This is a genomic window from Kribbella sp. NPDC048837, assembly GCF_055586945.1.
Genome location: NZ_JBVJHF010000003.1, coordinates 828,149 through 843,469, shown reverse-complemented (window position 1 = coordinate 843,469; position 15,321 = coordinate 828,149). Strand labels below are relative to the sequence as shown.

Here is a 15,321-nt window from a genome sequence, read left to right as displayed (position 1 = left end):
CAGAGAACCTGCGGGGGCAGGGTCGCTCCCGCGGCGACGGGAAGGGTCGAGATGGACGCTGCGGAGCGGCATGTGCCGGTGATGCTGGAGCGCGTGGTCGCGCTGCTGGCGCCGGCACTCGCGCATCCCGGTGCGGTCCTCGTCGACGCGACCCTCGGTCTGGGTGGTCACTCCGAGGCTTTCCTGCGCCAGTTCCCGGACGCTCGCCTGATCGGGCTCGACCGTGACCCGGCCGCGCTGCGGCTGGCCGGTGACCGGCTGGCGCCGTACGAAGAGCGGATCACCCTCGTGCACGCGGTGTACGACGAACTCCCGCGGGTGCTCGCGGACCTCGACGTACCGGCCATCGACGGGATCCTGTTCGACCTGGGTGTCTCCTCGATGCAACTGGACGAGGCGGACCGCGGTTTCGCCTACGCGCAGGACGCGCCGCTGGACATGCGGATGGACAGCACCGGCCCGACCACCGCGGCCGACATCGTGAACACCTACAGCGCGGCCGACCTGGCCCGGATCCTGTTCCAGTACGGCGAGGAGAAGTTCGCCCGCCGGATCGCGGACCGGATCGTGCGGGAGCGGGAGACCGAGCCGTTCACGAACAGCGCGCGGCTGTCCGAGCTGGTCCGGAACGCGATCCCGCAGGCGGCCCGCCGGACCGGGGGACACCCGGCCAAGCGGACCTTCCAGGCGCTGCGGATCGAGGTGAACGGGGAGCTCGACGTACTGCGTCGTGCGCTGCCGGCGGCGATCGAGGCGCTGGCGCTGCACGGCCGGATCGTGGTGATGAGCTACCACTCGCTGGAGGACCGGATCACCAAGCAGACGCTGGCGGCCGGGACCAAGACCGACGTACCCGACGACCTGCCGGTCATTCCGGCCGGTCATGAGCCATATCTGAAGCTGCTGACCCGGGGTGCGGAGCGGCCGACCGAGGAGGAGGTCGCGGCGAACCCGCGGGCTGCCTCCGCTCGCGTGCGGGCGGCCGAACGAGTCCGGGAGAAAGGGCTGGTGGCCTGATGAGTACTGTCTTCAGCCCGCAGAAGGCGCGGGTCACGCCGGCCGCACCGGCCAAGCGGTCGGAGCCGAAGCTCAGGGTGGTCTACGGTGCGCCGTTCCGGCCGCCGCGGATGCCGTTCGTCATCTTCGTGGTGTCGCTGCTGGCGGCCGGCCTGGTCGGCCTGCTGCTGCTCAATACCGAGCTGCAGCGCGGGACGTTCGAGGTCACCAGCCTGAGCAACCAGGCCGACCAGCTGCGCGACCAGCAGGAAGGTCTGGAGAAGCAGGTCCGCACGCTCGAGTCGCCGCAGAACCTGGCCGACCGGGCGCTGCGGATGGGCATGGTGCCGAACCCGAACCCGGTCTTCCTGCGGCTGTCCGACGGGCGGGTGCTCGGGGTGCCGGCCGAGGGGAAGGCCGGCACGGGGACGGCGATGTTCGGTCCCGGCACACCGACCGGCACCGCGACCAAGCCGCCGGTGGTCAAACCGCCGGTCACGAAACCAACGGTCAAGACACCGCCGGTGGTGAAGCCGCCCGCGGGCACGGTGAAGCCCGGCACGGTGAAGCCAGGCACGGTGAAGCCCGGGACAACGACCGCACGGACAGGAACGGCGACGGGCACGAAGCCGCCCGCCACGACGAACAAGCCGCGCGCCGGTACGACGGGGGCGCAGGGCACCACGACCACCGGGGGATGATCGGATGACGGATCGACGGGGCGACGAGCCGCCGCGTAAACGTGGCGCGGCACCACGCCGGGGCACCCCGCCCCGCAAGGCTCCGCCCCGTCCGTCCGCCACTACCGACAGCACCCGCAACACCCCGCAGCGTCCCGAGTCCACCCGCGAAAGACTCCTCCGCCAGTCCCGCGAGGAGCAGCGCGCGGCCGAACAGAGCGCGGCGCCGCGACGCCCGGTGAAGAAGGCCGCACCCAGCCAGCCCAGGAAGAGGCCTTCCACTGGTACGGCGGCACCTCGCAAGCAGGCGCCTGCCAAGAAGACAACAGCCAAGCGCCCGGTCAAGAAGGGTTCACCGCCGCGCAAGCGCCCGCCGCAGAACAGGCCCGCGCCGCGCCCGAAGAAGCGGAAGGTGCGGAAGCCGCCTCGGATGTTGCGGTTGGGGCGGCCAGCCTTGCGGTTGCGGATGACGTTCGGGGTGATGGCGTTCGTGCTGTCGCTGTTCGCCGGGCGCCTGGTGCTGCTGCAGGGCGTGGACCCGGACAGTTATGCGGCCGCGGCCACGAAGGAGAACACCGAGGGGTTCGTCCTGCACGCGTCCCGCGGGTCGATCGAGGATCGCAACGGGGTCCCGCTGGCGGTGTCCGAGGACGCGGTCGCGATCACGGCCGACCCGACCCAGACCAAGCCGGTGGCCCAGCAGCTCGCCTCGATCCTCGCGCCGAAGCTCACGAGTACGACGTACACCAAGCTGCTCGCCGCGATGTCCGGGAGCGGCCGCTTCGCGATGCTCGCGCACCAGGTCAGCCCACAGACCTGGAACGAGATCGAGGCCGAGCTCAAGACCCGCAACGCCGCCATCGCCGAGGAGAACAAGAGCAAGCCGCCCGAGCAGGACGCGCCGCTGCTGGCCGGCCTCTACACCGAGGACGACCCGATCCGCAGCCACCCCAACGGCAGCGTCGCGTCGACCGTCGTCGGCGTGGTCGGCGCCGACGGCAAGGGTCAGTCCGGGCTCGAGTACGCCCTGAACGACAAGCTGTCCGGTCAGGACGGCAAGGCGATGTACGAGGTCGACACCAAGGGCAACAAGATCCCGAACGCGAACCACACGGTCGAGGAGCCGAAGCCCGGCGTCAGCGTGCAGCTGACCCTGGACACGGACCTGCAGTTCTTCGCGGAGAAGCGGATCGAGCAGGCGGTCAAGCAGTACAAGGCCAGCGGCGGCACGGTGATCGTGCAGGACGTGAAGTCCGGCGAGATCCTGGCGATGGCCAACTACCCGACCTTCGACCCGAACAAGAAGTACGCGCCGGCCGACCTGAACAACCCGGCGCTGGAGCGCACCTACGAGCCGGGCAGTGTGCAGAAGGTGGTCACGATGGCCGCCCTCGCCGACGCCGGCCTGATCGACCTGAACACCAAGCTCCGGGTGCCGGGCAGCATCGAGGTGCAGCGGCGGACGATCAAGGACCACTGGGACCACGGCCCGCTCAACCTGACCATCGCCGGTGTGGTCGCGAAGTCGTCGAACGTCGGCACGATCATGGCCGCGCAGCAGATGCGGATCCCGCAGTTCGTGAAGTACCTGCACGACTTCGGGTTCGGCGAGCCGACCGGGCTCGGCTTCCCGGGGGAGAGCAAGGGATTGATGCAGCCGGGTGACGAGTGGCCCGAGCTGACCCGGTCGAACGTCGCCTTCGGCCAGGGCCTGTCGGTGAACGCCGTCCAGATGACCGCCGCGGTGAACGCGGTCGCCAACGGCGGCGTGTACGTGCCGCCGAAGCTGGTCCGCAACTACATCGACGCGAACGGCACGGTGATCCCGAACCAGACCGCCCCGCCGCACCGGGTGGTCAGCGAGAAGGCCGCCAAGGAGGTCGCCACGATGATGGAGGCGGTGACCGCGAAGAAGGGCACCGCGCCGCAGGCCGCGATCGACGGCTACCTGGTCGCGGGCAAGACCGGGACCGCGCAGCAGGTCGACCCGAAGACCGGCAAGTACGGCAAGTGGGCGACTTCTTTCGCCGGATTCGCTCCTGCCGACAACCCACGGTTCGTCACGTACGTCGTACTGCACGACCCGACAGGTGCTCGGGGTGGTGGTTTCCAAGGAGGACCGGTGTTCCGAGACGTGATGAGCTACGCGCTGCAGAAGTACGTCGTCCCGCCGACGGGAGCCAAGCAGCCCGACGTACCCGTCACCTGGTGACGCAGGGTCAGGTAGGAGTCACGGTGCCCGGAGCGGTAGCCTCAGGGCCCGTGTCCACCCCTACTGCCGCAGGCGGCGCCGTCGCAGCGATCAGGCCACGGCACGTCGTGCCGGTGAGCCTCGCCGACGTCGCCCGGATCGCCGCAGCAGCGGTCCCCGCCGGTCCGCCGGTCGACCTGACCGGCGTCTCACTCGACTCCCGTTCCGTCCTTCCCGGTGATCTGTACGCCGCTCTGCCCGGTGCGGTCACGCATGGCGCGGAGTTCGTCGCGAAAGCTCGGCAGTCCGGGGCTGTCGCCGTACTGACCGACCCGACGGGTGCGGAGCGGGCGGCGGCAACCGGTCTCCCGGTGCTCGTGGCCGACAAGCCGCGGGACGTGCTGGGCGCGGTCGCGGCCCGCATCTACGGTGAGCCGACCAGTGAGCTGCGACTGCTCGGGGTGACCGGCACCAACGGCAAGACCACGACCAGCTTCCTGCTCGACGCCGTACTGCGTGAGATCGGCCGGACCGCGTTGATCGGGACGATCCAGACGCGGATCGGCGACGAGGTGGTGAAGAGCGTCCGGACCACTCCGGAGGCCACCGACCTGCAGGCGCTGTTCGCGGTGATGCGCGAGCAGGCGGTCGCGTGGTGCGCGATGGAGGTGTCGAGTCACGCACTGGCGATGGGCCGGGTCGACGGGGCCCGCTTCGCGGTGGCCGGGTTCACCAACCTGACGCAGGACCACCTGGACTTCCATCACACGTTCGAGGAGTACTTCGCGGCGAAGGCCTCGCTGTTCACCCCGGAGCGCTGCGATGTCGCGGTGGTGATGATCGACGACGACTACGGACGCCGGCTCGCCGCGCAGACCGTCGTACCGCTCGTCACCGCGTCCACCAAGGGCGACGCCGACTGGACCGTGGCGAACGTGCACGAGTCCGAGCACGGCACGACGGTCGTGGACGTCCGGGGGCCGGGCGAGACGCTGACCGTCGAGATCGCGTTGCCCGGGGACTTCAATGTGGCCAACGCGCTGCTCGCGACCGTGATGCTGCGGCAACTCGACGTACCCGCCGAGGCGATCGCGACCGGGCTGCGGACCGCGACTGTGCCGGGGCGGATGGAGACGTTCACCCGCGAGGACGGACTGGCGGTGATCGTCGACTACGCCCACACGCCGGACGCGGTCGAGCTGGCGCTGCAGGCCGCGCGGGGTGCGACCAAGGGCCGGCTGTTCGCGATCGTCGGCTGTGGTGGCGACCGCGATCCCGGCAAGCGGCCCGCGATGGGCGCCGCGGCGGCCCGCACCGCGGACGTCGTGATCGTCACCGACGACAACCCGCGCAGCGAGGACCCGGCCACCATCCGCGCCGCCGCGCTGGAGGGCGCGCGGCAGGCCGTGCCGGGAGTCGACCTGCACGAGATCGGTGACCGCCGGCAGGCCATCGCGACCGCGATCGAGCTGGCCGGTCCGGGCGACACCGTCGTCGTACTGGGCAAGGGCCATGAGACAGGCCAGGACGTCGGCGGCGTGATCCACCCGTTCGACGATCGCCAAACCGTGCGTGAGCTGTTGGAGGCAGACCGGTGATCCCTGTCAGTTGCGGCGAGATCGCCGACGCCGTGCACGGCGAGCTCGCGGGGGTCGCCCCGTCAGCCGTCGTGGACGGCGCGGTGGTGATCGACTCGCGAGCCGCCGGCCCCGGTGGGCTGTTCGTCGCCCTGCCGGGCGAGAACGTCGACGGGCACGACTACGTCGGTACGGCGACCGCGGCAGGCGTCACGGTGTCACTCACCACCCGGCCGATCGACGGCAGCCCGTGCATCGTCGTCGCCGACCCGCAGACCGCGCTCGGAGCGCTGGCGCGGTTGGTGATCGGCCGCCTTCCCGACCTGACCGTGATCGCCCTGACCGGCTCGTCCGGCAAGACCAGCACGAAGGACCTGATCGGGCAGCTGATCAGCCCGCACGGCGAGACCGTGGTGCCGGAGGGCTCGTTCAACAACGAGATCGGGCACCCGCTCACCGCGCTGCAGGCGACGGAGCGGACGAAGTACCTCGTCGCCGAGATGGGTGCGCGGCACCAGGGCGACATCACCTACCTGGCCGGGATCACGCCACCGAAGATCGGGCTGGTGCTGAACGTCGGCACGTCCCACATCGGCGAGTTCGGGTCGCAGGACAACATCGCCGTCGCCAAGGGCGAGCTGATCGAGGCGGTGACCGCCGGCGGCACCGCGGTGCTCAACGCCGACGACCATCGCGTCGCCGCGATGCGGAGCCGGACGAAGGAACGGGTGCTGACCTTCGGCGAGGCACCCGAGGCCGACATCCGGGCGGAGGGCGTGAAGCTCGACGCCGAAGGACAGGCAGCCTTCACGCTGCGCATCGGGGACTTCGGCGGCCACGTCCAGCTGCAGTTCATCGGCGAGCACTACGTGTCGAACGCGCTGGCCGCGGCGGCCGTCGGATCGGCGATCGGTCTGACCCCCGAGCAGATCGCGGAAGGTCTCAACGCCGCCACGCGGGTGTCCGCGGCCCGGATGGAAGTGGTCGAGCGCGCGGACGGCGTGACGATCATCAACGACGCCTTCAACGCCAACCCGGACTCGATGCGCGCCGCCCTGAAGGCACTGGTCGCGATCGGCCGGGCCCGCGAGGCCCGCACGTGGGCAGTCCTCGGCGAGATGCTCGAGCTGGGCGGCGCGTCGGCTGACGAGCACGATGCGATCGGGCGGCTGGTGGTGCGGCTCGACGTGAACCGGTTGGTCGTGGTCGGGGCGGGAGCGAAGCCCATTCATCTGGGTGCGTCGCTGGAAGGCTCCTGGGGCAACGAGTCGGCGTACGTCGACAGCATCCCGGAGGCGCTCGAGTTCCTGCGGTCCGAGCTGCGCGCGGGTGACGTCGTACTGGTGAAGTCCTCGAAGGGATCGAAGCTCCGCAGTCTCGCGGAAGCGCTGATCGGGGAGGGCGTGCAGTGATCTCGATCCTGTTCGCCGGCGCCGTCTCGATGGTGCTGACCCTGATCGGCACCCGCTGGGCGATCACCCTGCTGGCCAAACGCGGCTACGGCCAGGAGATCCGCGACGACGGCCCGACCTCGCACCACACCAAGCGCGGTACGCCGACGATGGGCGGCACCGTGTTCATCGTCGCGACCATCATCGGGTACTTCGCGGCGAAGCTGTTCACGATGACCCCGCCGACCGCCTCGGCGATCCTGGTGCTGTTCCTGTTCGCCGGGATGGGCGCGGTCGGCTTCCTGGACGACTTCATCAAGATCTTCCGGCAGCGCAGCCTGGGCCTGCGCAGCAAGGCGAAACTGGCCGGCCAGACCTTCGTCGCGGTGGTGTTCGCCGTCCTCGCCCTGCAGTTCCCCGACGACCGCGGCCAGCGGCCGGCGTCGCCGTTCATCTCGTTCATCCGCGACATCGGCTGGCTGGAGCTGCCCGCGATCCTGGTGGTGATCTGGATCCTGCTGCTGATCGCCGGCATGTCGAACGGCGTCAACCTCGCCGACGGCCTGGACGGTCTGGCCACCGGCGCGTCGATGATGGTGTTCGGCGCGTACACGCTGATCTGCATCTGGCAGTTCAACCAGAACTGTGCGACCGTGCCGACCGCCAAGTGTTACGAGGTCCGGGATCCGCACGACCTGGCCGTGGTGGCCGCCGCGTTGACCGGTGCGCTGTTCGGCTTCCTGTGGTGGAACGCCTCGCCGGCGAAGATCTTCATGGGTGACACCGGCTCGCTGTCCCTGGGTGGCGCGCTGGCCGGCATGGCCGTGATGACCCGGACCGAGTTGCTGGTGCTGCTGCTCGGCGGCCTGTTCGTCGTCATCACCGCCTCGGTCATCCTGCAGGTCGGCTACTTCAAGCTCACCAAGGGCAGACGCCTGTTCCGGATGGCGCCGCTGCATCACCACTTCGAGATGCTCGGCTGGGAACAGGTGAACGTGGTGATCCGGTTCTGGATCATCCAAGGCTTGTGCGTGGTGATCGGACTCGGGGTCTTCTACGCGGAATGGGTGGCCGGATGAGTCTCGAGACACGCACGTCGGACGGTTGGGCGACGACCCGGTTCGTGGTCCTGGGCTTCGGTACGGCGGGGTACGCGTGTGCCGACTCGCTGCTGCAGGCCGGTGCCGAGCACCTGATCGTCCTGGACGACCGGGACAACGAGGCGCTCCGCGAGAAGGCGCAGATCCTGGAGGTCCTCGGCGCCTCGGTCACCCTCGGTCCGGGCAGTACGGCGGAACTCCCCAAGGAAGTCGATGTCGTCGTGACGTCGCCCGGAGTACCGCCGCACGCACCGCTGCTCGCCCAGGCGGCCGAGCGGGACGTACCGATCTGGAGCGAGATCGAGCTGGCCTGGCGACTGCGTGACCCGGCCAACGCCGCGCCGTGGCTGTGCATCACCGGCACCAACGGCAAGACGACGACCGTGCAGATGCTGACCGCGATCCTGACCGCCGCCGGCCACCGGGCGGTTGCCGCGGGCAACGTCGGGCTGCCGCTGCTGGAAGTGGTGATGGACCCCGAGCCGTACGACGTGATCGCGGTCGAGCTGTCCAGCTACCAGCTGCACTTCACGCACTCGATGTCCGCGCACTCGGCCGCCGTACTGAACCTGGCACCGGACCATGTCGACTGGCACGGCTCGATGGAGGCGTACGCCAAGGACAAGGGCCGGATCTACGAGAACTGCCAGGTCGCCTGCGTCTACAACGTGGCCGACCCGGTGACCGAGCAGCTGGTGATGGACGCGGACGTGATCGAAGGCTGCCGCGCGATCGGCTTCACCCTCGGTACGCCGGGACCGTCGATGGTCGGCCTGGTCGACGAGTTGCTGGTCGACCGGGCGTTCGTCGAGCAGCGTACGACGTCCGCGCTGGAGCTGGCGACGATCGACGACGTCACCCCACCCGCACCGCACAACGTGGCGAATGCGCTGGCCGCGGCCGCGCTGGCCCGGGCGTTCGGCGTACCGGCGACGGCGGTCCGGGACGGGCTGCGCGGGTTCCGGCCGGACAAGCACCGGATCGCGCACGTCGCGGAGGTTGCCGGGGTCAACTATGTCGACGATTCGAAGGCGACCAACCCGCACGCCGCGCAGGCCTCGCTGCTCGCGTACGAGCACGTGGTGTGGATCGCCGGCGGTCAGGCCAAGGGCGCGACGTTCGACGAGCTGGTGATCGCGGCCAGGGGTCGGTTGCGTGCCGTCGTGCTGCTCGGCCAGGACAAGGCCGTGATCGCGGAAGCACTCGAGCGACACGCACCGGATGTCCCGAGGATCATGATCGAGGCAACGGACACTGGAGCCATGGAGATCGTGGTGGGGGAGGCGGCGAAGCTCGCACAGGTGGGTGACACCGTGCTGCTCGCGCCTGGCTGCGCATCCTGGGACATGTTCGCCAACTACGGAGCCCGTGGGGACGCCTTCGCCGAAGCCGTGCACCGGCTGGGCGACCGCTGATCCGGGGTGATCGAGTGACATCGATCGCGGACCAGCCGGACCAGAAGAAGACCCAGGACAGGCCGTGGCTGACGGCCGTCCGGGAGATCCTCGACCGGCCGCTGACGTCGTACCACATCTTGCTCGGGGCAACCGGTCTGCTGCTGGTGCTCGGGCTGCTGATGGTGCTGTCGGCGTCCAGCGTGCTGTCGCTGCGCGCGAACGGGAACAGCTACACGATCTTCATCCGCCAGCTGATCTGGGTCGGCGTCGGCCTGCCGATGGCGTACGTCGCGTCCCGGATGACGCCGCGGCACTTCCGCATGCTGTCGTACGTCGCCCTGCTCGGCTCGGTGTTCCTGCTGGTGCTGACCTACGTCCCCGGCCTCGGCGTCGGCGTGAACGGCAACACCAACTGGCTGAACCTCGGTGGACCGCTGCAGATCCAGCCGAGTGAGTTCGCCAAGCTGGCGCTGGTGATGTGGTGCGCGGACCTGTACGCGCGCAAGGAGAAGCTGCTCACCCAGTGGAAGCACATGCTGGTCCCGATGGTGCCGGTCTGCGGCCTGGTGATCGCCCTGGTGGTCGGCCAGCACGACCTCGGTACGGCGCTCGTCCTGATGGCCGTGATGCTCGGTCTGATCTGGATCGTCGGCGCACCGACCCGGCTGTTCGTCGCGACCATCGGTGTGGTCGGTGCGACGGCGGCGTACTTCGTCAACGCGGAGAAGTACCGGATGGAGCGCGTCACGTCGTTCCTGGACCCGTTCAAGGACCCGACCGCGGTCGGGTGGCAGGCGTACCACTCGTTCTACGCACTGTCGACCGGCGGCTGGTGGGGCGTCGGGATCGGCAACAGCCGGCAGAAGTGGGGCAATCTGCCGGAGGCGCACACCGACTTCATCTTCTCCGTGATCGGTGAGGAGCTCGGCCTGGTCGGGTCGCTCACCGTGCTCGCCCTGTTCCTCACCCTGGCCTACGCCGGGGTGCGGATCGCGACCCGGAACACCGAGCCGTTCGTCCGCTACGCGGCGGCCGGGATCACCATCTGGATCATGGCGCAGACCCTGGTCAACCTGGGTGCCGTGATCGGACTGCTACCCATCGTGGGTATCCCGCTGCCGCTTTTGTCGTACGGTGGTTCCGCACTGCTGCCGACGCTGATCGCGATCGGCATGCTGCTGTCCTTCGCGAAGGCCGAACCCGGCGCGCAGGCCGCCCTGAAGGAGACCAGGCGCCCGCGTTTCGGATGGCTGCCGTCGCGACGAACGAACGACTGAGAGAATCCGCGGGAGCGTTGAAAGCTGTGCCCAGCATCGTCCTGGCCGGTGGCGGTAGCGCCGGCCACACCTCACCCCTGATCGCCACCGCCGACGCGCTGCGCCGGATCGACCCGACGGTCGAGATCCTCGCGCTCGGCACCGAGCGCGGCCTCGAGACCCGGGTCGTCCCGGAAGCCGGGTACCGCCTGGAGCTGATCCCGCCGGTGCCGCTGCCGCGCAAGCCCACGCCGGCGCTGCTCGCCGTACCGGGCAAGATGCTCGCCTCGGTGAGCGCGGCCCGGCGCGTCCTGGAGGAGGCCAAGGCCGACGTCCTGGTCGGCTTCGGCGGCTACGTCTCGACTCCGGCGTACGTCGCCGCCTGGCGGAGGAAGACGCCGATCGTCGTGCACGAGGGCAACGCCGTGCCGGGGATCGCGAACAAGTTCGCCGCCCGCTACTGCACCCAGCACGTCAAGACGTCGTTCCCCGGCACCGAGCTGCCACACGCCGAGTACGTCGGCCTCCCGATCCGGCGCGCCATCTCCCAGCTGGACCGGGCCGCGCTGCGGGCCGAGGCACGACAGTTCTTCGGGCTGGACCCGCAGGCTCCGACGCTGATGGTGACCGGCGGTTCGCAGGGTGCGCAGCGGCTGAACGAAGCGATCGCGGGTGCGGCCGCGGACCTGCAGGCGGCCGGCATCCAGGTGCTGCACGTGATCGGGCCGAAGAACACTCTCGAGGTCCCGTCGACCGGCCCGCTGCCGTACGTGGTGCTGAACTACGTCGACCGGATGGACCTCGCCTATGCGGCCGCCGACCTGGTGGTGTGCCGCTCGGGGGCGAACACGGTGACCGAGGTCTCCGGGGTCGGACTGCCGGCGATCTACGTTCCGCTGCCGCACGGTAACGGTGAGCAAGCCCTGAACGCCAAGCCGGTGGTGGATGCGGGCGGTGGCCTGCTGGTGGACAACGCGACGGTGACCGCGGACTGGGTTCGGGCGAATGTTCCGCAACTTCTGCTGGACTCCGCGCGTCTGACAGCCATGTCCACAGCAGCGAAGGGCCTGATCCGTACGGACGCCGACGAGCGATTGGCGCGGATCATCCTGGATGTGGTGAGGTCTGCTTCGTGATCGTCACCGCTCCTGACACCACGCTGCCCGCGGAGAAGCTGGGCAGAGTGCACTTCATAGGTATCGGCGGCGCCGGCATGTCCGGTATCGCCCGGATCATGGCGTCCCGCGGCATCGAGGTGTCCGGTTCCGACGCCAAGGACGGCAAGGTGCTGGCCGCGCTGCGCGCGCTCGGTGCCACCTGCTGGGTCGGTCACGCCGCCGAGCACGTCGCCGACGTGGACACCGTGGTGGTGTCGACCGCGATCCGCGAGACGAACCCCGAGGTGGTCGCGGCCCGGGCCGCCGGGATCCCGATCCTGCCGCGGGCCGCCGCGCTCGCCTCGGTGATGGTCGGCCGCCGGACGCTGGCGGTGGCCGGCACGCACGGCAAGACGACCACGACGTCGATGCTGACCGTCGCACTGCAGCACTGCGCGGCCGATCCGTCGTACGCGATCGGCGGCAACCTGAACGAATCGGGCTCGAACGCCCACGACGGCACCGGTGACCTGTTCGTCGCCGAGGCGGACGAGTCGGACAAGTCGTTCCTGACCTACACGCCCGAGGTGTCGATCGTCACGTCGGTCGAGCCGGACCACCTGGACAACTACGGCGACGAGGCCAGCTACCGGCTCGCCTTCGAGCAGTTCTGCGACCGGGTGCTCCCGGAAGGCTTCATGGTGATCTGCTACGACGACGCCGGGGCGCGCAAGCTGGCCGGGTTCGCCCGCGCGCGCGGCATCGACGTACGCACGTACGGCGAGTCCGACGACGCGGACCTGCGGGTCACCGAGATCACCGCGACCGGGGCGACGCAGTCGTTCGTGCCGGTGTACCGCGGGCGCAAGCTGCCGATGGTGCAGCTGCAGCAGGCGGGCAAGCACAACGCGCTGAACGCGTCGGCCGCGTTGACGGTCGGGCTCGGGCTCGGGTTCTCGGCGGCCGACCTGGCCGAGGGGCTCGCGTCGTTCACCGGCACCGGGCGGCGGTTCGAGTTCAAGGGGCTCGAGGACGGGGTGCGGGTGTTCGACTCCTACGCGCACCACCCGACCGAGCTGGCCGTGGACCTGACCGCGGCGCGGCAGGTCGCGGGGGAGGGGCGCGTGATCGCCTGCTTCCAGCCACACCTGTTCAGCCGGACCAGGATCTTCGCCACCCAGTTCTCCGAGGCGCTCGCGCTGGCCGACGAGGTCGTCGTGATGGACGTGTTCGCCGCCCGCGAGGACCCGGAGCCGGGTGTCACCGGGGCCCTGATCGCGAACCACGTGCCGCTGAAGCCGGAGCAGGTGCGGTTCGAGCCGTCGTGGTCCGCCGTACCGCAACTGGTCGCGGACCTGGCCGAGTCCGGCGACCTCGTCGTGACGCTGGGCGCCGGCGACGTGACCCTGATCGGCCCGGAAGTCGTTGGTTTGCTGGCGGAACGCGCCGCTGCCCGCGAGTCTGCCGAAGCAGAGCCTGCACCTGTGGTGGAGTAAAAGGGTGGGGTCGACTGAATGAGCCAGAGCGTTGATCTGGCTCGGGCACAGCAGCGGTTCGCGCGCCGGCAACGGCTGGTGCGCTGGCGGAGTTGGCTTCCGTGGGCGATCGGCGGCGCGCTGGCTGTGCTGGCCGCCCTGATCGTCTGGCTGTTCTACTACTCGTCCGCCTTCGCGGTGGCCGGGGTCCGCGTGAGCGGTGCGGATACGGTGCCGGTGGCAACGATCGAGCAGGAGGCGGCGGCGCCGGTGGGCACTCCGCTGGCCAAGGTCGACCTGCGCTCGATCGCGGACCGGGTCCGGACCATCCCGGCGGTCGCGGACGCGCAGGTGACCCGCGCCTGGCCGAACAAGATCGTGATCGTCGTCACCGAGCGGGTCCCGGTGGTCGTCGTCACCGACGGCTCGCGGTACGAGCTCGTCGACGCGACCGGTACGACGTTCAAGACGGTGCCGAACCGGCCGGTCGGGCTGCCGGAGGCCAAGGTGACCGGCACCCGGCGCGACGTCACGGTCCGTTCGCTGGTGACCGTCTCGGCGGCGCTGTCGGACACCCTGCGGGCGCAGGTCAGATCGATCTCGGCAGAGTCGCCGGACTCGATCACCCTGAATCTCGCGTCCGGTGTGAAGGTCGTTTGGGGCAGTTCCGATGACAGCGAGCGCAAGGCCGAGGTACTGAGCGTGCTGATGAAGCGCAAGGCGACGGTGTACGACGTCTCGGCGCCCGATCTCCCTGTCACCAAAGGGGAAAAGCGGTGACGGATCACATCACGGGAGTGTGCGGCGAGGCGCGTGGACTTTGGCTGGAAGCGTCCCGTACCGTGCGTCGTAATCTAAAGTTGACATAAGTCTAAGCATCCACTTGAGGTTCAGTCTTTTCGCTGGACAACGGGAAACGAACGAGGCGAGAGGCGCGGACGTGGCGGCACCGCAGAACTACCTGGCACTCATCAAGGTCGTCGGCATCGGCGGAGGCGGCGTGAACGCCGTCAACCGGATGATCGAGCACGGTCTGAAGGGCGTTGAGTTCATCGCCATCAACACCGACGCCCAGGCGCTGCTGATGAGCGACGCGGACGTCAAGCTCGACATCGGCCGCGAGGAGACCCGCGGCCTCGGCGCCGGCGCGAACCCGGCGATCGGGCAGAAGGCCGCCGAGGATCACGCGGAGGAGATCGAGGAGGCGCTGAAGGGCGCCGACATGGTCTTCGTCACCGCGGGCGAGGGCGGCGGCACCGGCACCGGTGGCGCACCGGTGGTGTCCCGCATCGCGCGCTCGCTCGGTGCGCTGACGATCGGTGTGGTGACCCGGCCGTTCTCGTTCGAGGGCAAGCGCCGCGCGACCCAGGCGGAGGACGGTATCGCCGCCCTCCGTGAGGAGGTCGACACGCTGATCGTCATCCCGAACGACCGCCTGCTGACGATCTCCGACCGCGCCGTGTCCGTGCTGGACGCCTTCAAGCAGGCCGACCAGGTGCTGCTGCAAGGTGTCTCCGGCATCACCGACCTGATCACCACGCCCGGCCTGATCAACGTGGACTTCGCCGACGTCAAGGCGGTCATGTCGAACGCCGGCTCGGCGCTGATGGGCATCGGCTCGTCCCGCGGCGAGGACCGCGCGGTCGCGGCGGCCGAGGCGGCCATCTCCTCACCGTTGCTCGAGGCAAGTATCGAGGGTGCGCACGGCGTGCTGCTGTCGATCGCGGGTGGCTCCGACCTGGGGCTGTTCGAGATCAACGAGGCGGCCCAGCTGGTCTCGGAGTCCGCGCACACCGACGCGAACATCATCTTCGGCGCGGTCATCGACGACGCCCTCGGCGACGAGGTCCGGGTCACCGTGATCGCGGCCGGCTTCGACGGCGGCATGCCGAAGCGCCGCGAGCAGGCGATGAACCAGGCCCGCCCGCAGACGTCTCGCCCCGGGCAGCAGTCCTACTCGGCCCCGATGTCCGGGTCAACCGCCCCAGGCGCCCCCCAGAGCGGCCAGCAGCCCGGCCAGCCCTCCGCGGGCCAGCCCGCCGACGGCCAGTTCGGCGGCAGCCAGCCCGGCGCTGGCCAGCTCGCCGCTGGACAGGCTGGCGCTGGACAGGCGAGTGGTGGCCAGGCAGGGGCGACCCAGGCCGGTGCCACCCCGGGCGGC

At 69.8% G+C, this 15,321-nt stretch carries 11 protein-coding genes and 1 pseudogene; all 12 read left to right on the top strand.

Features of this window, described 5'->3' with window-relative positions:
• Nucleotides 1-51: 51 nt before the first annotated feature.
• Complete coding sequence (gene rsmH / locus ACZ6O0_RS19575; RefSeq protein ID WP_465766330.1) at nucleotides 52-1,017, top strand: 16S rRNA (cytosine(1402)-N(4))-methyltransferase RsmH; 966 nt, start codon at nucleotides 52-54, stop codon at nucleotides 1,015-1,017.
• Nucleotides 1,017-1,697, top strand: coding sequence for a cell division protein FtsL (gene ftsL / locus ACZ6O0_RS19570; protein ID WP_465766329.1), 681 nt, complete (start codon nucleotides 1,017-1,019; stop codon nucleotides 1,695-1,697). Before rsmH ends, ftsL begins: the two co-directional genes overlap by 1 nt.
• Before the next feature lie 4 nt (nucleotides 1,698-1,701).
• Nucleotides 1,702-3,888, top strand: a complete 2,187-nt coding sequence (locus tag ACZ6O0_RS19565; RefSeq protein ID WP_465766328.1) for a peptidoglycan D,D-transpeptidase FtsI family protein — start codon at nucleotides 1,702-1,704, stop codon at nucleotides 3,886-3,888.
• 50 nt (nucleotides 3,889-3,938) lie between these two features.
• On the top strand, nucleotides 3,939-5,465 hold the full coding sequence (locus tag ACZ6O0_RS19560) for a UDP-N-acetylmuramoyl-L-alanyl-D-glutamate--2,6-diaminopimelate ligase (protein WP_465766327.1): 1,527 nt from the start codon (nucleotides 3,939-3,941) through the stop codon (nucleotides 5,463-5,465).
• Entirely contained in the window at nucleotides 5,462-6,856 is a 1,395-nt protein-coding gene (locus ACZ6O0_RS19555; RefSeq protein ID WP_465766326.1) for a UDP-N-acetylmuramoyl-tripeptide--D-alanyl-D-alanine ligase, read from the top strand. The genes ACZ6O0_RS19560 and ACZ6O0_RS19555 overlap by 4 nt, the downstream gene beginning before the upstream one ends.
• Complete coding sequence (gene mraY / locus ACZ6O0_RS19550; protein WP_465766325.1) at nucleotides 6,853-7,914, top strand: phospho-N-acetylmuramoyl-pentapeptide-transferase; 1,062 nt, start codon at nucleotides 6,853-6,855, stop codon at nucleotides 7,912-7,914. Before ACZ6O0_RS19555 ends, mraY begins: the two co-directional genes overlap by 4 nt.
• Nucleotides 7,899-9,350 (top strand): UDP-N-acetylmuramoyl-L-alanine--D-glutamate ligase, encoded by a 1,452-nt coding sequence (murD, locus tag ACZ6O0_RS19545; RefSeq protein WP_465766324.1) that lies wholly within the window; start codon nucleotides 7,899-7,901, stop codon nucleotides 9,348-9,350. Before mraY ends, murD begins: the two co-directional genes overlap by 16 nt.
• A gap of 14 nt (nucleotides 9,351-9,364) precedes the next feature.
• Nucleotides 9,365-10,609, top strand: coding sequence for a putative lipid II flippase FtsW (gene ftsW, locus ACZ6O0_RS19540; RefSeq protein WP_465766323.1), 1,245 nt, complete (start codon nucleotides 9,365-9,367; stop codon nucleotides 10,607-10,609).
• A gap of 26 nt (nucleotides 10,610-10,635) precedes the next feature.
• Nucleotides 10,636-11,724: an undecaprenyldiphospho-muramoylpentapeptide beta-N-acetylglucosaminyltransferase gene (gene murG, locus ACZ6O0_RS19535; RefSeq protein WP_465766322.1), complete on the top strand. Its 1,089-nt coding sequence runs from the start codon at nucleotides 10,636-10,638 to the stop codon at nucleotides 11,722-11,724.
• Nucleotides 11,721-13,181: a UDP-N-acetylmuramate--L-alanine ligase gene (gene murC, locus ACZ6O0_RS19530; protein WP_465766321.1), complete on the top strand. Its 1,461-nt coding sequence runs from the start codon at nucleotides 11,721-11,723 to the stop codon at nucleotides 13,179-13,181. Before murG ends, murC begins: the two co-directional genes overlap by 4 nt.
• 18 nt (nucleotides 13,182-13,199) lie before the next feature.
• Complete coding sequence (locus ACZ6O0_RS19525; RefSeq protein ID WP_465766320.1) at nucleotides 13,200-13,940, top strand: cell division protein FtsQ/DivIB; 741 nt, start codon at nucleotides 13,200-13,202, stop codon at nucleotides 13,938-13,940.
• Nucleotides 13,941-14,100: 160 nt separating this feature from the next.
• Nucleotides 14,101-15,106, top strand: a pseudogene (ftsZ, locus tag ACZ6O0_RS19520) (cell division protein FtsZ); the annotation flags it as partial.
• Nucleotides 15,107-15,321: the final 215 nt, after the last annotated feature.

Bases quoted from the DNA above. Each gene is read 5' to 3' on its own strand.
- murD (WP_465766324.1), top strand. From the start codon at position 7,899: ATGGGTGGCCGGATGAGTCTCGAGACACGCACGTCGGACGGTTGGGCG.
- rsmH (WP_465766330.1), top strand. From the start codon at position 52: ATGGACGCTGCGGAGCGGCATGTGCCGGTGATGCTGGAGCGCGTGGTC.
- ftsL (WP_465766329.1), top strand. From the start codon at position 1,017: ATGAGTACTGTCTTCAGCCCGCAGAAGGCGCGGGTCACGCCGGCCGCA.
- ACZ6O0_RS19565 (WP_465766328.1), top strand. From the start codon at position 1,702: ATGACGGATCGACGGGGCGACGAGCCGCCGCGTAAACGTGGCGCGGCA.
- ACZ6O0_RS19525 (WP_465766320.1), top strand. From the start codon at position 13,200: ATGAGCCAGAGCGTTGATCTGGCTCGGGCACAGCAGCGGTTCGCGCGC.